At 61.6% G+C, this 15,612-nt stretch carries 16 protein-coding genes and 2 tRNA genes; 3 read left to right on the forward strand and 15 right to left on the reverse strand.

The window, feature by feature from the left end:
- Positions 1 to 23: 23 nt before the first annotated feature.
- On the reverse strand, positions 24 to 410 hold the full coding sequence (sdhC, locus tag S4A8_RS09700; protein ID WP_353179938.1) for a succinate dehydrogenase, cytochrome b556 subunit: 387 nt from the start codon (positions 408 to 410) through the stop codon (positions 24 to 26).
- A gap of 42 nt (positions 411 to 452) precedes the next feature.
- Entirely contained in the window at positions 453 to 665 is a 213-nt protein-coding gene (locus S4A8_RS09705) for a DUF1674 domain-containing protein (RefSeq protein WP_353219983.1), read from the reverse strand.
- A gap of 130 nt (positions 666 to 795) precedes the next feature.
- Here S4A8_RS09705 and ygfZ point away from each other — a divergent pair, with 130 nt between their 5' ends.
- Positions 796 to 1,671: a CAF17-like 4Fe-4S cluster assembly/insertion protein YgfZ gene (ygfZ, locus tag S4A8_RS09710; protein WP_353219984.1), complete on the forward strand. Its 876-nt coding sequence runs from the start codon at positions 796 to 798 to the stop codon at positions 1,669 to 1,671.
- 43 nt (positions 1,672 to 1,714) lie between these two features.
- Here ygfZ and lysS read toward each other — a convergent pair whose 3' ends face one another.
- Together lysS and prfB are read right to left on the reverse strand one after the other, a co-directional pair.
- Positions 1,715 to 3,220 carry a lysine--tRNA ligase gene (gene lysS / locus S4A8_RS09715; RefSeq protein WP_353219985.1) on the reverse strand — a complete coding sequence of 502 codons (1,506 nt, stop codon included), beginning with the start codon at positions 3,218 to 3,220 and terminating at the stop codon, positions 1,715 to 1,717.
- Positions 3,221 to 3,273: 53 nt separating this feature from the next.
- Positions 3,274 to 4,372 (reverse strand): peptide chain release factor 2 gene (prfB, locus tag S4A8_RS09720; protein WP_353219986.1). Its coding sequence is split into 2 segments (ribosomal slippage): positions 3,274 to 4,299 and positions 4,301 to 4,372, totalling 1,098 coding nucleotides; the frame shifts between segments, so codons are not numbered across the junction.
- A 204-nt stretch (positions 4,373 to 4,576) separates the two neighbouring features.
- Here prfB and S4A8_RS09725 point away from each other — a divergent pair.
- A complete protein-coding gene (locus S4A8_RS09725; protein WP_353219987.1) occupies positions 4,577 to 5,716 on the forward strand; it encodes an OmpA family protein in 1,140 nt (379 codons plus the stop codon).
- Between the two features lie 127 nt (positions 5,717 to 5,843).
- Entirely contained in the window at positions 5,844 to 6,362 is a 519-nt protein-coding gene (locus S4A8_RS09730; RefSeq protein WP_353219988.1) for a DUF6231 family protein, read from the forward strand.
- Between the two features lies 1 nt (position 6,363).
- Here the strand turns inward: S4A8_RS09730 and gluQRS are convergent, their stop codons facing one another.
- The 11 genes from gluQRS to S4A8_RS09785 form a co-directional block, all read right to left on the reverse strand.
- Positions 6,364 to 7,257, reverse strand: coding sequence for a tRNA glutamyl-Q(34) synthetase GluQRS (gluQRS, locus tag S4A8_RS09735; RefSeq protein WP_353219989.1), 894 nt, complete (start codon positions 7,255 to 7,257; stop codon positions 6,364 to 6,366).
- Positions 7,258 to 7,392: 135 nt separating this feature from the next.
- Positions 7,393 to 7,469: transfer RNA gene (locus tag S4A8_RS09740), tRNA-Pro, on the reverse strand.
- 73 nt (positions 7,470 to 7,542) lie between these two features.
- Positions 7,543 to 7,899, reverse strand: coding sequence for a MerR family transcriptional regulator (locus S4A8_RS09745; protein ID WP_353178667.1), 357 nt, complete (start codon positions 7,897 to 7,899; stop codon positions 7,543 to 7,545).
- Positions 7,883 to 8,182 carry an integration host factor subunit alpha gene (locus tag S4A8_RS09750; RefSeq protein WP_353178665.1) on the reverse strand — a complete coding sequence of 100 codons (300 nt, stop codon included), beginning with the start codon at positions 8,180 to 8,182 and terminating at the stop codon, positions 7,883 to 7,885. Before S4A8_RS09750 ends, S4A8_RS09745 begins: the two co-directional genes overlap by 17 nt.
- Positions 8,183 to 8,184: 2 nt before the next feature.
- Positions 8,185 to 10,572: a phenylalanine--tRNA ligase subunit beta gene (pheT, locus tag S4A8_RS09755; protein WP_353219990.1), complete on the reverse strand. Its 2,388-nt coding sequence runs from the start codon at positions 10,570 to 10,572 to the stop codon at positions 8,185 to 8,187.
- A gap of 58 nt (positions 10,573 to 10,630) precedes the next feature.
- On the reverse strand, positions 10,631 to 11,632 hold the full coding sequence (gene pheS, locus S4A8_RS09760; protein WP_353219991.1) for a phenylalanine--tRNA ligase subunit alpha: 1,002 nt from the start codon (positions 11,630 to 11,632) through the stop codon (positions 10,631 to 10,633).
- A gap of 188 nt (positions 11,633 to 11,820) precedes the next feature.
- A complete protein-coding gene (gene rplT, locus S4A8_RS09765; protein ID WP_353178660.1) occupies positions 11,821 to 12,177 on the reverse strand; it encodes a 50S ribosomal protein L20 in 357 nt (118 codons plus the stop codon).
- Positions 12,178 to 12,286: 109 nt separating this feature from the next.
- Positions 12,287 to 12,484 carry a 50S ribosomal protein L35 gene (gene rpmI / locus S4A8_RS09770; protein WP_293623633.1) on the reverse strand — a complete coding sequence of 66 codons (198 nt, stop codon included), beginning with the start codon at positions 12,482 to 12,484 and terminating at the stop codon, positions 12,287 to 12,289.
- Between the two features lie 44 nt (positions 12,485 to 12,528).
- Positions 12,529 to 13,068 carry a translation initiation factor IF-3 gene (gene infC, locus S4A8_RS09775; protein ID WP_353220071.1) on the reverse strand — a complete coding sequence of 180 codons (540 nt, stop codon included), beginning with the start codon at positions 13,066 to 13,068 and terminating at the stop codon, positions 12,529 to 12,531.
- Between the two features lie 110 nt (positions 13,069 to 13,178).
- Positions 13,179 to 15,086: a threonine--tRNA ligase gene (thrS, locus tag S4A8_RS09780; protein WP_353178658.1), complete on the reverse strand. Its 1,908-nt coding sequence runs from the start codon at positions 15,084 to 15,086 to the stop codon at positions 13,179 to 13,181.
- A 177-nt stretch (positions 15,087 to 15,263) separates the two neighbouring features.
- Positions 15,264 to 15,340 (reverse strand) — tRNA-Val (locus S4A8_RS09785).
- Positions 15,341 to 15,612 lie beyond the last annotated feature (272 nt).

A 15,612-nucleotide genomic window follows, 5' to 3' on the forward strand; every position in this document is an offset into this window, starting at 1 on the left:
CCCGGAACACAAAATCGAGTCGATCAGGCGATGAACGCCCAGATCCAGACAAACAGGGTCAGCGCTGCCGCCACGCCGAAGGCCGCATAGCCGGTCACGCGGGCGGTCTCCAGATCCAGGCCGATGCCGACATCCCAAATCAGATGACGGATGCCGTTGCACAGGTGATAGAACAGCGCGAACGACCAACCGAACATCAGCAGCTGGCCGAACCAAGAGCCGGCAAAACCGTTGACGCTGGCAAAGGCATCGGGCCCGCTGGCCGCCGCAATCAGCCAGATCGCCAGAAAGACACTACCCAGCGACAGCAGAATGCCGGAGGCGCGATGGGCGATCGATGTCGCCATGGCGATCTGCCAGCGGTATATCTGGATATGCGGCGATAGCGGGCGGTTAGCCTGTTGACTCATGAGGGTCCCCGAGTGGCAATGGAACGAACTGGAAATAAGGGGTCAGAAATCGATGCAGCGCCCGTTTTTCTCCCAATCGCCGTAGCGCACGGGCTCGGGGCCCTTGCGACCACCGTATTCGGGCGGCAGATCAAGCGCATTCGGCTTGGCAGGCGGGTTGGAATCGGCGGACTCTGGCGCGGTTTCACGCTCGGTGTAGTTGGCGGGGGCACCTGCCTGGGACTCGTCCGAAGCGGACAAACGTTCGTCTGACATGGCGATACTCTAAACCTGTGTTGGGTTTCTGGCAATGTGAACATCGGCTGAACCGACGGCTTCAACTGCATATAACAGCAGCTTTACGTAGAAGCTAGAATACGCATCAGACACGACTTGGATGCACTTCATGACCGATTCCGCTTCGCTGCAGCTCTCGGCACTCGGCGCCATCGCCGTGACCGGCGCTGATGCAGCCGAGTTTTTGCGTGCTCAGTTGACCAACGATGTACTGCGCCTCGGCCGCGATCGACATCTGCTGGCTGCCTGGTGTGATGCCAAGGGCCGTGCACAGATGATCGCACGCGTATGCGAAACCGACGACGGCTATCTGCTGATTGTGCCCGAAGAACTCATCGACGGGTTGCTCAAACGCTTGCAGATGTTCGTACTGCGCGCCGCGGTCGAACTGCGCGACTGTCGCGACACGCTGCGCATCAGTGCCCGCCATGCTGCTGACCTGCCCGCTGCGGGTGCGGCCCACTGGCAGAATGACGTCGTGCAGCTGGGATTGGCGCCCGCCGTTGACGGTGGCGCGCGCGCACTCGAAATCGCCCCTGCAGCGCATCCCGCCCCGGCTGATGCCATGGCCACGAACGACCCGCGCTGGCTGCGCGAAGAAGTCGATGCCGGCCTGCCCAACCTCGTGGCCGCGACACAGGGATTGTTCGTGCCACAGATGCTCAACCTGCATTGGCTCGAGGCGATCGATTTCGACAAGGGCTGTTATCCAGGGCAGGAAGTCATCGCGCGGCTGCATTATCGCGGCACGCTCACGCGACGCATGTTCCGACTGTTCTGGCATGGCGAACTCCCCGCCCCAGGCAGCGATGTGCTGGACGCCGACGGCGCCCGGGCGGGCACCGTACTCTACGGCACAGAAGGTCCACACAGCGGGCAAGGCGTATTGCTGGCCGTACTCAAGACGAGCGCCGCCAACGCCAGCCTAGCCACCGCACAGGCAACGCTCGAACCGGGCGAACTGCCTTACCCCACACCGGAATAGCTGCGCATACCGCCGCGCCGCGCGGGCGCGGCGGCGCTAGCCCCTATTGCGACTGCGGACGCAGCTGCGGGAATAGCAGCACGTCGCGGATCGCGCTGCGGCCGGTGAGCAGCATGACCAGCCGATCAATGCCGATACCTGCGCCCGCGGTCGGCGGCAGGCCATATTCGAGCGCGTTGACGTAGTCGGCGTCGTAGTACATCGCTTCATCATCGCCGGCGGCCTTGGCATCGGCCTGGGCGGCGAAGCGCTCGGCCTGATCCTCGGCGTCGTTGAGCTCGGAAAAGCCGTTGGCGATCTCGCGCCCGGCCACGAACAGCTCGAAGCGCTCAGTCACATCGGGATTGTCATCACGCCGCCGGGCCAGCGGCGAAACCTCGGCCGGATAATCGACGATAAACGTCGGCTCATGCAACTGGTGTTCGACCGTGTGTTCGAACAGCTCCGTGAGCCACTTGCCATGCCCCCAGCCGGCTTCACCCTTCACCCCTAAACCAGTCGCGATTGTCGATAGCGAATCAACGTTATCAACATCTTGCGCGCTTATATTGCCGTTATACTTGAGCACGGCATCGCGCATGGACAGTCGCTCGAACGCGCCGTCGAAACGAACCGCCTCGTCGTTGCAGGCGGCGGCATGCCGTTCGGCCACGCGGGCGCTGAGCTCGCGCAGCAGCGCCTCGATCAGGTCCATCAGGTCATGGTAGTCGGCATAGGCCTGATAGAACTCGAGCATGGTGAATTCGGGGTTGTGTCGGGTGGACACGCCCTCGTTACGGAAATTGCGGTTGAGCTCGAACACCTTCTCCAGACCGCCGACCACGAGCCGCTTGAGATAGAGCTCGGGCGCCACGCGCAGATAGAAATCGTGATCGAGCGCGTTGTAGTGGGTAATGAACGGACGTGCCGCCGCGCCGCCGGGAATCGCCTGCAGCATGGGCGTTTCCACTTCGAGGAAATCGCGTGACTCGAAGAAGTCGCGTACGCCACGCACGATCGCACTGCGTGCCATGAACACGGCACGCGAGTCGGGATGCATGATCAGATCGACATAGCGCTGCCGGTAACGCGCTTCCGTATCCGACAGGCCGTGCCATTTTTCCGGTAGCGGACGCAGCGACTTGGTCAGCAGGCGCAATTGCGTGGCGCGCACCGAAAGTTCGCCCTTGTTGGTACGCGATAACGCGCCACGCACACCAACGATATCCCCGATATCGAGCTGCTTGAACGCCTTGTAGGCGTCCTCGCCCAGCAGGTCGCGCTGAACGAACAGCTGAATACGCCCCGAGCGGTCCTGAAGCGTGGCAAAACTGAGCTTGCCCATGACCCGTTTGGCTAGCAGGCGGCCGGCCACCGCGACCTCGCGGGCCTGTTCATCCAGCGTCGCCGCGTCGTCGTCGGCGTGATCACGCTGCAGCTCACCGGCCAGCGCGTCGGGACGGAAGTCGTTGGGAAAGGCCGTGCCCTGATCGCGCCAGGCCTGAAGCTTGTCTTTGCGCTGCGCGACCAGCCGGTGGGTTTCGGTTTCGCTCGAACCGGTATCCGTCATGTCTTTGCGTCCATATAACTTAAGAGTGACTTACACAATGCCTGGCGCGGCGCTTACAGCCCCTGCTTGAGGCTTTCCTCGACGAATGTATCCAGATCGCCGTCGAGCACCGCCTGGGTATTGCCCACTTCCACGCCGGTGCGCAGATCCTTGATACGCGATTGATCGAGCACGTACGAACGAATCTGGCTGCCCCAGCCGATATCGGACTTGTCGGCCTCGGTCGCTTCGGCCTCGGCCCGGCGCGCGGCCAGTTCGCGTTCATAGAGCTTGGATTGCAGCTGCTTCATTGCGGTGGCGCGATTCTTGTGCTGCGAGCGGTCGTTCTGGCACTGCACCACGATACCGGTCGGGTTATGCGTGATACGCACCGCCGATTCGGTCCGGTTGACATGCTGTCCGCCCGCGCCACTGGCCCGATATACGTCCACGCGCAAATCCGACGGATCGATATCGATCGAAATCTCGTCGTCGATCTCGGGCGACACGAACACTGCCGCAAAAGAGGTATGCCGGCGCGCGCCCGAGTCGAAGGGCGACTTGCGCACCAAGCGGTGTACGCCGGTTTCGGTACGCAGCCAGCCATAGGCATAGCTGCCGGTCACCGCGACCGTGGCGCTTTTAATACCGGCGACCTCGCCCGGCGAAAGTTCGGTGACCTCGGTGGCAAAGCCGCGTCGCTCGCACCAGCGCAGATACATGCGCAGCAGCATCTCGGCCCAGTCCTGGGCTTCGGTGCCACCCGAGCCGGACTGAATATCGACGAAGGCATTACTGGCATCCGCTTCGCCGGAGAACATGCGCTGAAATTCGAGGCTCTTGAGATGCGCCTCCACCGTGTCCAGCTCGGCAACGATATCCTCGATTACCGACTCATCGTCTTCGGCCGCGGCCAGCTCCACCAGCTCGGCGCTGTCATCGAGAATGGCCAACGACTTTTCCATCGGCCGCACGACCTCTTCCAGGCGCGCTTTTTCCTGGCCGAACGCTTGCGCCTTGTCGGGATCGTTCGCCCAGATATCGCCCTGCGCGAGCTCCGTGTCGATCTCGTCTAGCCGGTCTTTTTTCTCAGCGTAGTCAAAGATACCCCCTGAGGTCGCCCAGACGCGCGCGCAGTTCCTGCATACGGCTATTCACAGCGTTGGTATCCATTGACATTCCTAAAGGTCGAGGGTGCTTTTGGGGCGCGGATCATTGCAGCTTCGCACAGCCAGTACAAGCGTGAGAATTAATTGCTAATTCCAGCGATAACCCCCATAATCCGTTTGCACGTCACCGGTTTGGGAACGCTTGTTCGCCAGTTCGGTGAATGGGACCGCACAACAAACCTAAACCCGTTCAAGGGAGTTTTGAACTATGAAATTCAAGCAACCGCTTACCGCAGGTGTTGCTGGCGCGCTGGGGCTCGCCTTCGCGACGAGCGCCATGGCCCAGATGGACGCCCCGCAGGACAAGCGCTTCTACGTGGCGCCGATGGTCAGCTACGGCTTCTTCGATAACGATGCCGTCGGCGGCCCGGCACCGCTCGGTAACCTGAACACCGATAACGACGACAGCATCGGCGCGACGCTGGCGATCGGCAAGCCGATCAACAGCTGGTTGAACCTGGAACTGTTCGGTTTCTACTTCAACCCCGACCAGTCGATCAACGGCGCTGACGCCAACGACGCCGACCTGTACGGCTTTGGTCTGGACGCGCTGTTCTTCCCGGCCCGTGACACCCTGCCGGTCTACGGCATCCTGGGTGCGTCCTGGGGCAAGATGGATCCGGGTTACAGCGAAGTCAACGGTGTAGACGTTGGCGACGATGCCGACGCCGACTTCCTGGATGCCGGTCTGGGTTATATGTACCAGCTCAACGACTACGGTCTGGCCGTGCGTGCTGAGTATCGTTACCGCTACACCACCGTGGATTCCGCGGACATCTATGGTGCCGGTTACGAAGATCAGCGCTTCGACGACCACATCCTGTCGCTGGGTCTGCAGATCCCGCTGGGTGCGCCCCCGACTGCCGCCGAGCCGGCTCCGGCCCCCGCTCCGGCCCAGCCGATGGATAGCGATGGCGACGGCGTCATCGATGCCAACGACCAGTGCCCCGGCACCCCGCGTGGCACCGAAGTCGATGCCCGTGGCTGCCCGATCGAGAAGCAGGCCCCGATCGTACTCAAGGGCGTGACCTTCGAGTTCGATTCGTCCAAGCTGACGATGCAGGCCGAGAACCGTCTCGACAACGTCGTTGACGCGCTGCAGGCCAGCCAGGAAGTGCAGTTCCGTATCGACGGCTACACCGATAGCATCGGTACCGAGCAGTACAACATGGGTCTGTCCCAGCGTCGTGTCGACTCGGTGCGTCAGTACCTGATCGACCACGGCATCAGCTCGAGCCGTATCACCGGCACCGAGGGTCATGGCGAGTCCAACCCGGTGGCGACCAACGAGACGGCCGCTGGCCGCGCTCAGAACCGTCGCGTCGAACTGAACGTTACCGAACAGTAACAATCGGTTAGACCGACTGGTAGAAGTCGGGCCCGGCCTCTTCGGAGGCCGGGCTTTTTTTTGTTCGATATCCGTGCAATCGTCGGACCTACGCCGACGATACGCATGCAAGGCGGTGCAGACAGCGATGGAAACGCCCGACGACATAGCACTCGCGTATATCGCGCAACGCGTGCGCGAGCGTAAGCCCGAACGCCTACTGTTGATCGAGGCCAGCGATTCTGCTCATAGCCAGCTCGCCGACGCCGCGACCGAAGCTGGCACCGTAACCGCCGAACGACTCAGCGCCGCCGACGCCCTGTCGACGCCGGGCCCAACCGCTCCATCCCGCTATGACGCTGCCATCGTGTTCGCTCACGCGTTCTCAACGCTTGCCACCGATCGCGCGCAACAGCTGTTGAGCCGGCTGCGCGACCAACTCGCCGACACCGTTATCGCCTGTGTCGATACCCGCGACGCCCAGTCCGCCGACTGGACGATCGCCCGTTTTATCGGCCTGGGTTTCAGGCGTAGCGCGGACAGTCGTGGTCTTGACACGCCGATCGCGATCTATCGCTACGATATTCACGATTACAAAACCACGCCCGACTGGCTGAATTCCCGCTACTGGGCCAACCCCGAGCGCTGGGATCGTGATCGCTGGTAGCTCAGTGGCGCGTTATTTCAGCCACGCGCGGCACCTGTGCCAATGCCCAGTTATCGCAGGCCCAACGCAGCACCCGAGCCACATCGCTGTCATAGAGGGCGTTGGGCGGGGCTTGCCCGAGCCATTGCAAACACTCGCATAACTGGGCGGCCGGCCGCGTCGGCCGTAGCGCAATGGCGCCCGTGCTTTTGCCGAGCTTTTCACCATGTGTATCGGTAATCACCGGCAAGTGCGCATAACGCGGCGTATCGAGCCCGAGCGCCTGCTGCAATGCGATCTGGCGTGGTGTCGACGACAACAGATCGGCCCCGCGCACGACCTCGGTCACCCCTTGGTAGGCGTCGTCCACTACGGTCGCCAACTGATACGCCACAATCCCGTCGGCACGTCGGATAACGAAATCGCCGATGTCCCGGTCCAGCTGTTGTGTATACACGCCCTGCACCGCATCGCAAACCTTAATCGGGCAAGCGTCGACGCGCAGGCGCACAGATCGCGGCGAGCGTCCGGCCGGCAAACCGTTGCGACAGGTTCCGGGGTAGATCGGGCCTTCGATACCCACGGTGCCCGAGCGGGCCTCGCGGCGCGTACAGCCGCAGTCGAACGCCCGGCCGCTGCGTTTGAGATGGTCAATCGCCCGGGCATAGGCCGTACGCCGCTCATCCTGATAGACGATCGGCCCGTCCCAGCGCAAACCGAAGAATTCGAGCGCGTCGATAATACGCGTGATCGCCCCCGGCTGAACCCGCGGCGTGTCCAGGTCGTCGATACGCAACAACCATGCGCCGCCTTGCGCCCGCGCCTGCAAAAAACTGCCGAGCGCGGCTACCAGCGATCCCATATGCAATGCGCCGCTGGGCGACGGCGCGAAGCGTCCGACCACGGCAGAGGTCACGATAGACCACTCGTGTAATGGAGAGATGAGAAATGGCGACTCGGCGCGTGATTTACGCCTTTCACCTGCGCTGGGAAATTCGCACTATCGTTAACGGAAAGCAACGAATGCTGCGACATGCGCGGAGAGAAAGATTGGTCGGGGTAGCAGGATTTGAACCTGCGACCTTCTGCACCCCATGCAGACGCGCTACCAAGCTGCGCCATACCCCGAGAAGATGCGTATGGTATCAGAGATATGCCGTACGTCGAGCGATAATCGCAACGTCGATCGACTTGCCTGCGATCAGTCCAGATTTTGGGCGATGGCTTCGAGTTCCTGGCGGATCGAAGCGAGCGAATCGGCGGCGCTGGCCACCGGAAGCGCCGCGAGTACGCGGCCCTTGTCACGCAACTGCAGACGCGCGCCCTGAATGGTAAAACCCTGCTCGTAGAGCAACATACGGATATCGCGCGCAATGATGACATCGTGCTGCTGGTAGTAGCGACGGTTACCGCGCCGCTTTACCGGTTTGAGCTGGGAGAACTCCTGCTCCCAGTAGCGCAGCACATGCGGCTTGACCCGACAAAGCTCGCTGACTTCACCGATCGTGAAGTAGCGTTTGTCGGGGATCCGCGGCAGTTCTTCAGCTGTTTGCGTCAATGCTCGACTCGACGCGGGCGCGCATTTTCTGGCCTGGCTTGAAACTCACCACACGCCGCGCGGAGATCGGGATTTCCTCACCGGTCTTGGGGTTCCGGCCAGGACGCTGGTTCTTGTCACGCAGCTCGAAATTGCCGAACCCGGAGAGTTTGACGTATTCCCCTTCTTCAAGGGTTTGACGTACTTCTTCAAAGAAGCAATCGACAAATTCTTTCGACTCGCGCTTGTTAAAGCCCAACTGGTCGAAAAGACTTTCGGTCAGATCCGCTTTGGTCAATGCCACGATTATTCACCCCTGATACGCGCGTCGCAGCGCTCGTGCAGAGCAGTCAGGACGCGATCGATTATTTTCTCCACCCGTTCGTCGGTAAGCGTGCTCGCTTTATCTTGGAAAATCAAGCCTAAAGCTACGCTCTTGAAACCAGTCTCAAGCCCTTCACCGCGAAACACATCGAAAATCTGAACCGAGCGCAATTCGGGCACATCGACGCTTTCGATCGCATCGACCAGGGCAGCGACCGGTACCCCCTCGGCGACGACCAACGCCAGGTCGCGGCGTACGGTCGGCTGCTCGGACAATGCTTCGAAACGGATATCGCCGGGCTTGCCCAACGATTCATAATCCACTTCAAAAACATACGGTAATTCTATGTTTTTATAGCGTTTCGAAAAATCGGGCGATAGCTGACCGAGCCAACCGACAGGTTTGCCGTCCAGCACGATCTGTGCGCTACGGCCGGGGTGCAGGGCCGGATGGGCCGCAGCTTCAAAGGTCAGGCGGCCGGGCACGCCGGCGAACAACGCCTCGACATCGCCCTTGATGTCGAAGAAATCCAGTGCGCGGGCAGGCCGGTCCCAGTGCGTATCTTCCGCGAGACCACTGGCCAGGCCCGCCAGCGTATCGTGCTGGCCGATACCATGTTCGGACTGGCCGTCCGGAATGAAACGCAGGCCCCGCTCGTAGAGCCGAATCGTGGCCTGCTGGCGGCGTACGTTGTGATGCCAACTCGGCAGCAGCCCGGCCCACAGGGTACGCCGCATTTCCACAAGCTGATCGGAGATCGGGTTGTCCAGTACCACCGCGGGCTCGCCACCCGTGAGCTGCGCATGTAGCCCCGGCTCGACAAAGCTGTAGGTAATCGCTTCGTTATAGCCGCGTTCGCGCAGGGTAATACCTGCATGGGCCGCCGTATCCAGACCCCCGTCCGCCGGCACCGGCGGCAGGGTTACGCTGGAATCGCGCGTCTGCAGATGGTCGTAGCCATACACCCGCGCGACTTCCTCGATCAGATCCGCTTCGATTTCCAGATCGTAGCGCCAGCTCGGCGGACACGCGATCCACTGGCCTTCGCCCTCGGCTTCCAGCGTGATACCCAGCGCGGGCAAAGCCTTCTCGACCCAAGCATCATCGACGCTCTGGCCCAGCAGGCGCGAAATATGGTGCGTATCGAGCGCGATACGTCGGGGCTGCGGCCATACCGGCGCACCTTCGGTTACGACGACGGGCCCGGCCGAGCCGCCCCCGTGGCCAACCAATAATTCGGCCGCGCGATCGAGGGCGAGCGAGTACAGGGCCGGATCAACGCCGCGCTCGAAGCGGTGCAACGAATCGGTATGAATCTTGTAGCGCCGCCCCTGCCCGGCCACGGCCGCCGGCGTGAAACAGGCGGATTCGAACACGACATTGCGCGTGTGTTCGTCCACGGCCGTACGCTGGCCGCCAATCATGCCGGCGATCGCCACCGGCCCGCTGTCATCGGTGATGACCAGCGTGCTGGCATCCAGGGCGACATCTTCGCCGTCGAGGGTGACGATATGTTCGCCCTCACTCGCCAGCCTTACACAGATCGTGCCCTCGAGCTTGTCAGCGTCGAAGGCATGCATGGGCTGGCCGAACTCGAGCATTACGTAATTGCCGATATCCACCGGCAGGCTGATCCGGCGCACGCCAGCGCGGCGCAGTCGTTCGCTCATCCAGACCGGCGTCGCGGCGTTTGCCTGTATGTTCTCGATCGTGCGTGCCGCATAGGCCGCACAGCGATCGGGGGCATCGATACGCACCGCGCACCGGGCGTCGATGCTTGCCGGCGGTGCCGAAATCGCGGGCGCGTGTACCGGCAGGTCCTGCGCGACTGCAATTTCGCGGGCCACACCACGCAGGCTCAAGCAATCGCCCCGGTTGGGGGTGAGATCTATATCCAGGACGCGATCCGGCAGCCCCAGATAGTCGCTCAGGGGCATGCCCACCGGCGCATCGGGTGCGAGCGCGAACAAGCCGGCCGAATCCTGACTCAAGCCGAGCTCGCTGGCACTACAGAGCATGCCGGCCGAGGCCTCGCCGCGAATTTCCGTCGCTTCGATGGTCAGCCCGTTCGGCAGCGTGGCACCCACCAGCGCGACCGGCACCATAAGGTCGGTCGCGGCATTGGGCGCGCCGCAGACGATCGCGAGCGGCGTATCGCTGCCGACATCGACCTGGCAAAGCTTGAGCCGATCCGCCTGTGGGTGCGGCTTGCAGTCGGTAATACGGCCGACCACGACGGCATCGAGCACCGGCGCGCCATCGAGCACGTCGTCCACTTCGAGCCCGGCCATGGTCAGCTCTTGGGTGAGCACATCGACCGATGCGTCGGTATCGACCCACTCGCGCAACCACTGTTCGCTAATCTTCATACATCAGCCAATATCGAAAGAACGGTCGCACACCGCGCGCCAGCGCCGTGTGTACCCGCTAGGCGAACTGCTCGAGAAAGCGCAGATCGTTGTCGTAGAATTGCCGGAGATCGGTCACGCCGTAACGCAGCATCGCCAGCCGCTCAACGCCCATGCCGACGGCATAGCCGGTATAACGCTGGCTGTCGATACCGGCAGCCTCGAGCACACGCGGATGCACCATGCCGCAGCCGAGCACTTCCATCCAGCCTGAACCCGTGCCCAGACTCCGGCCATCGATATCGACTTCCGCGGAAGGCTCGGTGAACGGGAAATAAGACGGCCGAAAACGCAGCTTCAATTCGGTTGCGAAAAAGCCCTCGAGAAACGCCTGCAACTCCGAACGCAGCTGGGCAAAACTTACGCCCTCGGCCACATACAGGGCTTCGACCTGATGGAACATGGGGCTATGCGTGCGATCGGAATCGCAGCGATAAACGCGCCCCGGTGCGATCACGCGAATCGGCGGCTGGCGCGATTCCATGGTGCGTACCTGCACCGGCGAGGTATGCGTGCGCAACAAAAGACGCGCGCCGTCGACATAGAACGTGTCCTGCATGGCCCGCGCGGGGTGATCCGGCGGCACGTTCAGCGCTTCGAAATTATGGTAATCGTCTTCGATTTCCGGGCCCTGGACGACCTCGAAACCGTTATGCACGAATAAACGCTCGATACGTTCGCGCGTTAACGTGATCGGATGACCTGCCCCGGGGCGCCGCCCTCGGCCGGGCAGCGTCACATCGACGCTCTCCTGCGCCATGCGGCGCGCCCGCGCCTCGGCCTCGAGGGCTTCGCGTCGGGTATTGATCGCATCCGCCAACTGGGCCTTGACGTGATTGATGCGTGCGCCTTCGTCGCGGCGCTGGTCGGGCGGCAAGGCGCCCAATTGCTTGAGCTGCGCGGTCACCGCGCCCTTTTTACCCAGCAACGATACGCGCTGCGCATCCAGGGCCTGAAGGCTGTCCGACGCCTCGATATCGGCGATCGCCTGCTTGCGCAGACGCTCGAGTTCGCTAGTCATGCGCCGCAACTCCTGCAACCGGAAATCTATGAAAGCCCCCCGGCCGACACAGGCACGCACTCACAAACACGAAAAGGGAAAGGCGACCGCCTTTCCCTTTATCGAGAATGCTCACGCGCTTGCCAATATCGGTTATACGATATCGGCCAGCCGGAGAATGCCCGATTCGAAGGAACCGGGCCAAAGAGTCAGGCCTGGGCGGATTTCGCCTGCTCGACGATCGCCGCAAACGTTGCCTTGTCGCGCACGGCCAGGTCCGCGAGGATCTTGCGATCCAGCTCGATGCCGGACTTCTTCAGGCCGTTCATCAATTTGCTGTACGAGGTGCCCAGTTCCTTCGCGCCCGCGCTGATCCGCGTGATCCACAGCGCGCGGAAATCGCGCTTGCGGTTGCGACGGTCACGATAGGCGTACTGACCGGCCTTGAACACGGCCTGGCGGGCAACGCGATAGGTACGACTGCGCGCACCGTAATAACCCTTGGCCTGTTTGAGCACTTTTTTGTGACGGGCCTTGGCCGTCACGCCGCGACTGACTCGTGCCATTTTCGCGTTTCCTGTTTATAACTGTTTAAAAACTATCCGCCGACGTGCCAAACGGGCAGGTCGGCGAGCCGAATATCTTTCAGACCCGCTGCGCGCGCAGCGCCCTTCCCTATTTGTAGGGAATCAGGCGATCCATGGCGGGCTGATCGCAATGCGCCACCAGCGCACCCTGGGCCAGACGACGCTTACGCTTGGGCGCCTTCTTGGTCAGGATATGGTTGTCGAAAGCGCGACGGCGACGCAGCTTGCCGCTGCCGGTACGCTTGAAACGTTTCGCGGCGCCGCGGTTCGTCTTGAGCTTGGGCATAACTTCTCTCTAAATCGAACATGTCCCGGCCCGGCCGGGTCTGGTTACTTTTTGCTGTTCTTGGGCACGCCCTTGAGCGGTGCCATGACCATGGTCATCAGACGGCCCTGCATCTCCGGATGCTGTTCGACACTGGCCATTTCTTCGAGGTCGTCGCGAACGCGGTCCATCAACTCCATGCCGAGTTCCTGATGGGCCATTTCGCGGCCACGAAAACGCAGCGTGACCTTGATCTTGTCGCCGTCTTCGAGAAACTCTTTAAGCTTACGCAGCTTGATGTTGTAGTCGCCCTTGTCTGTACCCGGGCGGAACTTCACTTCCTTGAGCTGCGTCTGCTTCTGTTTCTGCTTACCGGCCTGCTGCGTTTTCTTCTTTTCGAAGATGTGCTTGCCATAATCCATGATCCGGGTAACCGGCGGATTGGCATTGGGCGAAACCTCGACCAGGTCGAGTGAATACTCAGCTGCCTTTTCGAGCGCATCCTCGATTCGCATGATGCCGACTTGTTCCCCGTCGGGGTCGATCACGCGGACCTCCCGCGCGGTTATCGCATCGTTGCGACGATCCTTTTGTCCAGAAGCGATTTCAGCGTCCTCCTTGCATTACCGGCATATTCGTACTGCTTTTGCCACGCACGAATTGCGCGAAGCGCGCGAGTATAGCAGATGATAACGCGCACACCAGCCTCATAAGGCTAATTTCTGGCCTTGATGCGTTCATTGGCCAGGGCCAGGAACGCATCGACGCTCATACTGCCGAGATCCTCGCCTTCACGGGTTCGAACCGCGACGGCGTTCGACTCGACTTCGCGATCGCCAACCACCAGAAGATACGGCACGCGTTGCATTGTGTGTTCACGAATCTTGTAGCCGATCTTTTCGTTGCGCAAGTCCGTATCCACACGTAGCCCCGCGTCACGAAGCTGCGTGGCCGTGTCTTCGACAAACCCGGCCTGGGCGTCGGTAATATTGAGCAATACCGCCTGCGAAGGCGACAGCCACAACGGCATGGAACCCGCATAGTGCTCGATCAGAATGCCGATGAAGCGCTCCAGCGAGCCCAGGATGGCGCGGTGAATCATCACCGGCACCTGACGATCGCCGTTTTCGTCGACGTATTCGGCACCCAGGCGCTCGGGCATGGAGAAATCCAGCTGCGCGGTCCCCAGCTGCCAGACGCGATTTAGACAGTCGCGCAGGGAAAACTCGATCTTGGGTCCGTAGAAGGCGCCCTCGCCCGGTTGCAGCTCGAAGTCGAGACCCTTGTCTTCCAGACACTTTTGCAAGGCGGCTTCGGACTTGTCCCAGACGGCATCGGAACCGACGCGTTTTTCCGGCCGGGTCGAGAGCTTGATGAGCACCTCTTCGAAGCCGAAGTCGCGATAGACCGCGTACAACAGGTCGATGAACGTACCGACCTCGGCGCCAATCTGGGCTTCGGTACAGAAGATATGCGCATCGTCCTGGGTAAACCCGCGTACACGCATCAGGCCGTGCAGCGTGCCCGAGGGCTCGTTGCGATGACAGGAGCCAAATTCCGCCAGGCGCAGCGGCAAATCGCGATAGCTCTTCAACCCGCGATTGTAGATCTGCACATGGGCGGGACAGTTCATCGGCTTGACCGCGAACTGCCGCTCCTCGGAACCGGTAATGAACATGTCCTCGATGAACTTTTCCGCGTGGCCGGATTTTTCCCACAGCGACAGATCGATAAGCGAGGGCGTATGCACCTCGCGATAGCCCTGGCGGCTCAGCCGGGCACGGATGTAATCGGTGATCTGCAGATAAATCTGCCAGCCACGATCGTGCCAGAACACCATACCCGGGGCTTCTTCCTGGATATGGAACAGATCCTGGCGCCGGCCGATCAGGCGATGATCGCGCTTCTTGGCCTCCTCGATATGGGCGAGATAGGCCTTGAGATCCTTCTTGTTCGCCCAGGCGGTACCGTAGATACGGGTCAGCATCTCGTTGTCGGCATCGCCACGCCAGTAGGCGCCGGCCAGACTGGTCAGCTTGAACGCACGCAAATGCCGCGAATTCGGCACATGCGGGCCGACACACATGTCGGTGTAGTCTTCATGGTGGTACAAGGCAATGGTTTCGCCCTCGGGGATGCCGTGCACGATCTCCTGTTTATAGGGCTCGTTGCGGGCGGCAAACGTGGCCAAGGCCTGTTCGCGGGTGACCACTTCGCGGATCACGTCGTGATCGCGTTCGGCCAGCTCATGCATCCGCGCCTCGATCTTTTCCAGATCTTCCGGCGTGAGGGTGCGGTCGATGGCGATATCGTAATAAAAACCGTCTTCGATGACCGGGCCGATCGCCATCTGCACGTTCGGATACAGGGTCTTGAGCGCCTGCCCGAGCAGATGCGCACAGGAGTGACGGATGATATCGAGCCCTTCGCGATCGCGCGCAGTGATCAGCGCGACCTCGGCGTCGTGATCGATTTCGACACAGGCGTCGGCGAGGCGGCCGTCGATTCGGGCGGCGAGCGTGGCCTTGGCCAGACCCGCACCAATGGACTCGGCGACCTGCATGCCGGTCACCGGATGATCGAAGTGCTTGACGGAACCGTCGGGCAAAGAGATAGCGGGCATGGCATTCCTTTTGTCAGTGGCGGCCCATACCAGAGGCCGCGTGCATGTCATTCGCCGGACAGCGAATGCGCGAAACAAAAAAGCCGCGGGCGGGAAAACCCGGCTGCGGCTTCTTCAATCGTCCTACTCGTCCGCCGTGATATCGAACCACGGCACGACAACCAGATATCAACAAACTGGTAGGCGCGAGTGGATTCGAACCACCGACCTCTACCATGTCAAGGTAGCGCTCTAACCAACTGAGCTACGCGCCTGTCGAGGTGCGAAACAATACCGGCGCCAGCGGGCCGAGGCAACCCTTTACCGAAACATTTTTGTGCCCCGGGACGATCGCTTACGTCCGACTACCCTCGCAGAACGACACCGCGTCAGCCGTAAGCGCGCCGAGTTCACACCCGCCGTCCCGGCGCAGCACGGGCACGGCGCGCTCTGCCAGCCATGCCTCATGCCGGGCTAGGGAAGCTCTGCACAACCTGTCACAGTCGCGCCGGCGTGCTTTGCGCGCGATTGGCTAGGAAGTGAGAGC

Source organism: Salinisphaera sp. S4-8, assembly GCF_040361235.1.
Lineage (GTDB): Bacteria > Pseudomonadota > Gammaproteobacteria > Nevskiales > Salinisphaeraceae > Salinisphaera.

Coding starts and splice junctions, on each gene's coding strand:
- S4A8_RS09705 (WP_353219983.1), bottom strand. CDS start 665: ATGTCAGACGAACGTTTGTCCGCTTCGGACGAGTCCCAGGCAGGTGCC.
- pheT (WP_353219990.1), bottom strand. CDS start 10,572: ATGAAGATTAGCGAACAGTGGTTGCGCGAGTGGGTCGATACCGACGCA.
- S4A8_RS09725 (WP_353219987.1), top strand. CDS start 4,577: ATGAAATTCAAGCAACCGCTTACCGCAGGTGTTGCTGGCGCGCTGGGG.
- ygfZ (WP_353219984.1), top strand. CDS start 796: ATGACCGATTCCGCTTCGCTGCAGCTCTCGGCACTCGGCGCCATCGCC.
- sdhC (WP_353179938.1), bottom strand. CDS start 410: ATGAGTCAACAGGCTAACCGCCCGCTATCGCCGCATATCCAGATATAC.
- S4A8_RS09730 (WP_353219988.1), top strand. CDS start 5,844: ATGGAAACGCCCGACGACATAGCACTCGCGTATATCGCGCAACGCGTG.
- rpmI (WP_293623633.1), bottom strand. CDS start 12,484: ATGCCCAAGCTCAAGACGAACCGCGGCGCCGCGAAACGTTTCAAGCGT.
- thrS (WP_353178658.1), bottom strand. CDS start 15,086: ATGCCCGCTATCTCTTTGCCCGACGGTTCCGTCAAGCACTTCGATCAT.
- lysS (WP_353219985.1), bottom strand. CDS start 3,220: ATGACGGATACCGGTTCGAGCGAAACCGAAACCCACCGGCTGGTCGCG.
- rplT (WP_353178660.1), bottom strand. CDS start 12,177: ATGGCACGAGTCAGTCGCGGCGTGACGGCCAAGGCCCGTCACAAAAAA.
- pheS (WP_353219991.1), bottom strand. CDS start 11,632: ATGACTAGCGAACTCGAGCGTCTGCGCAAGCAGGCGATCGCCGATATC.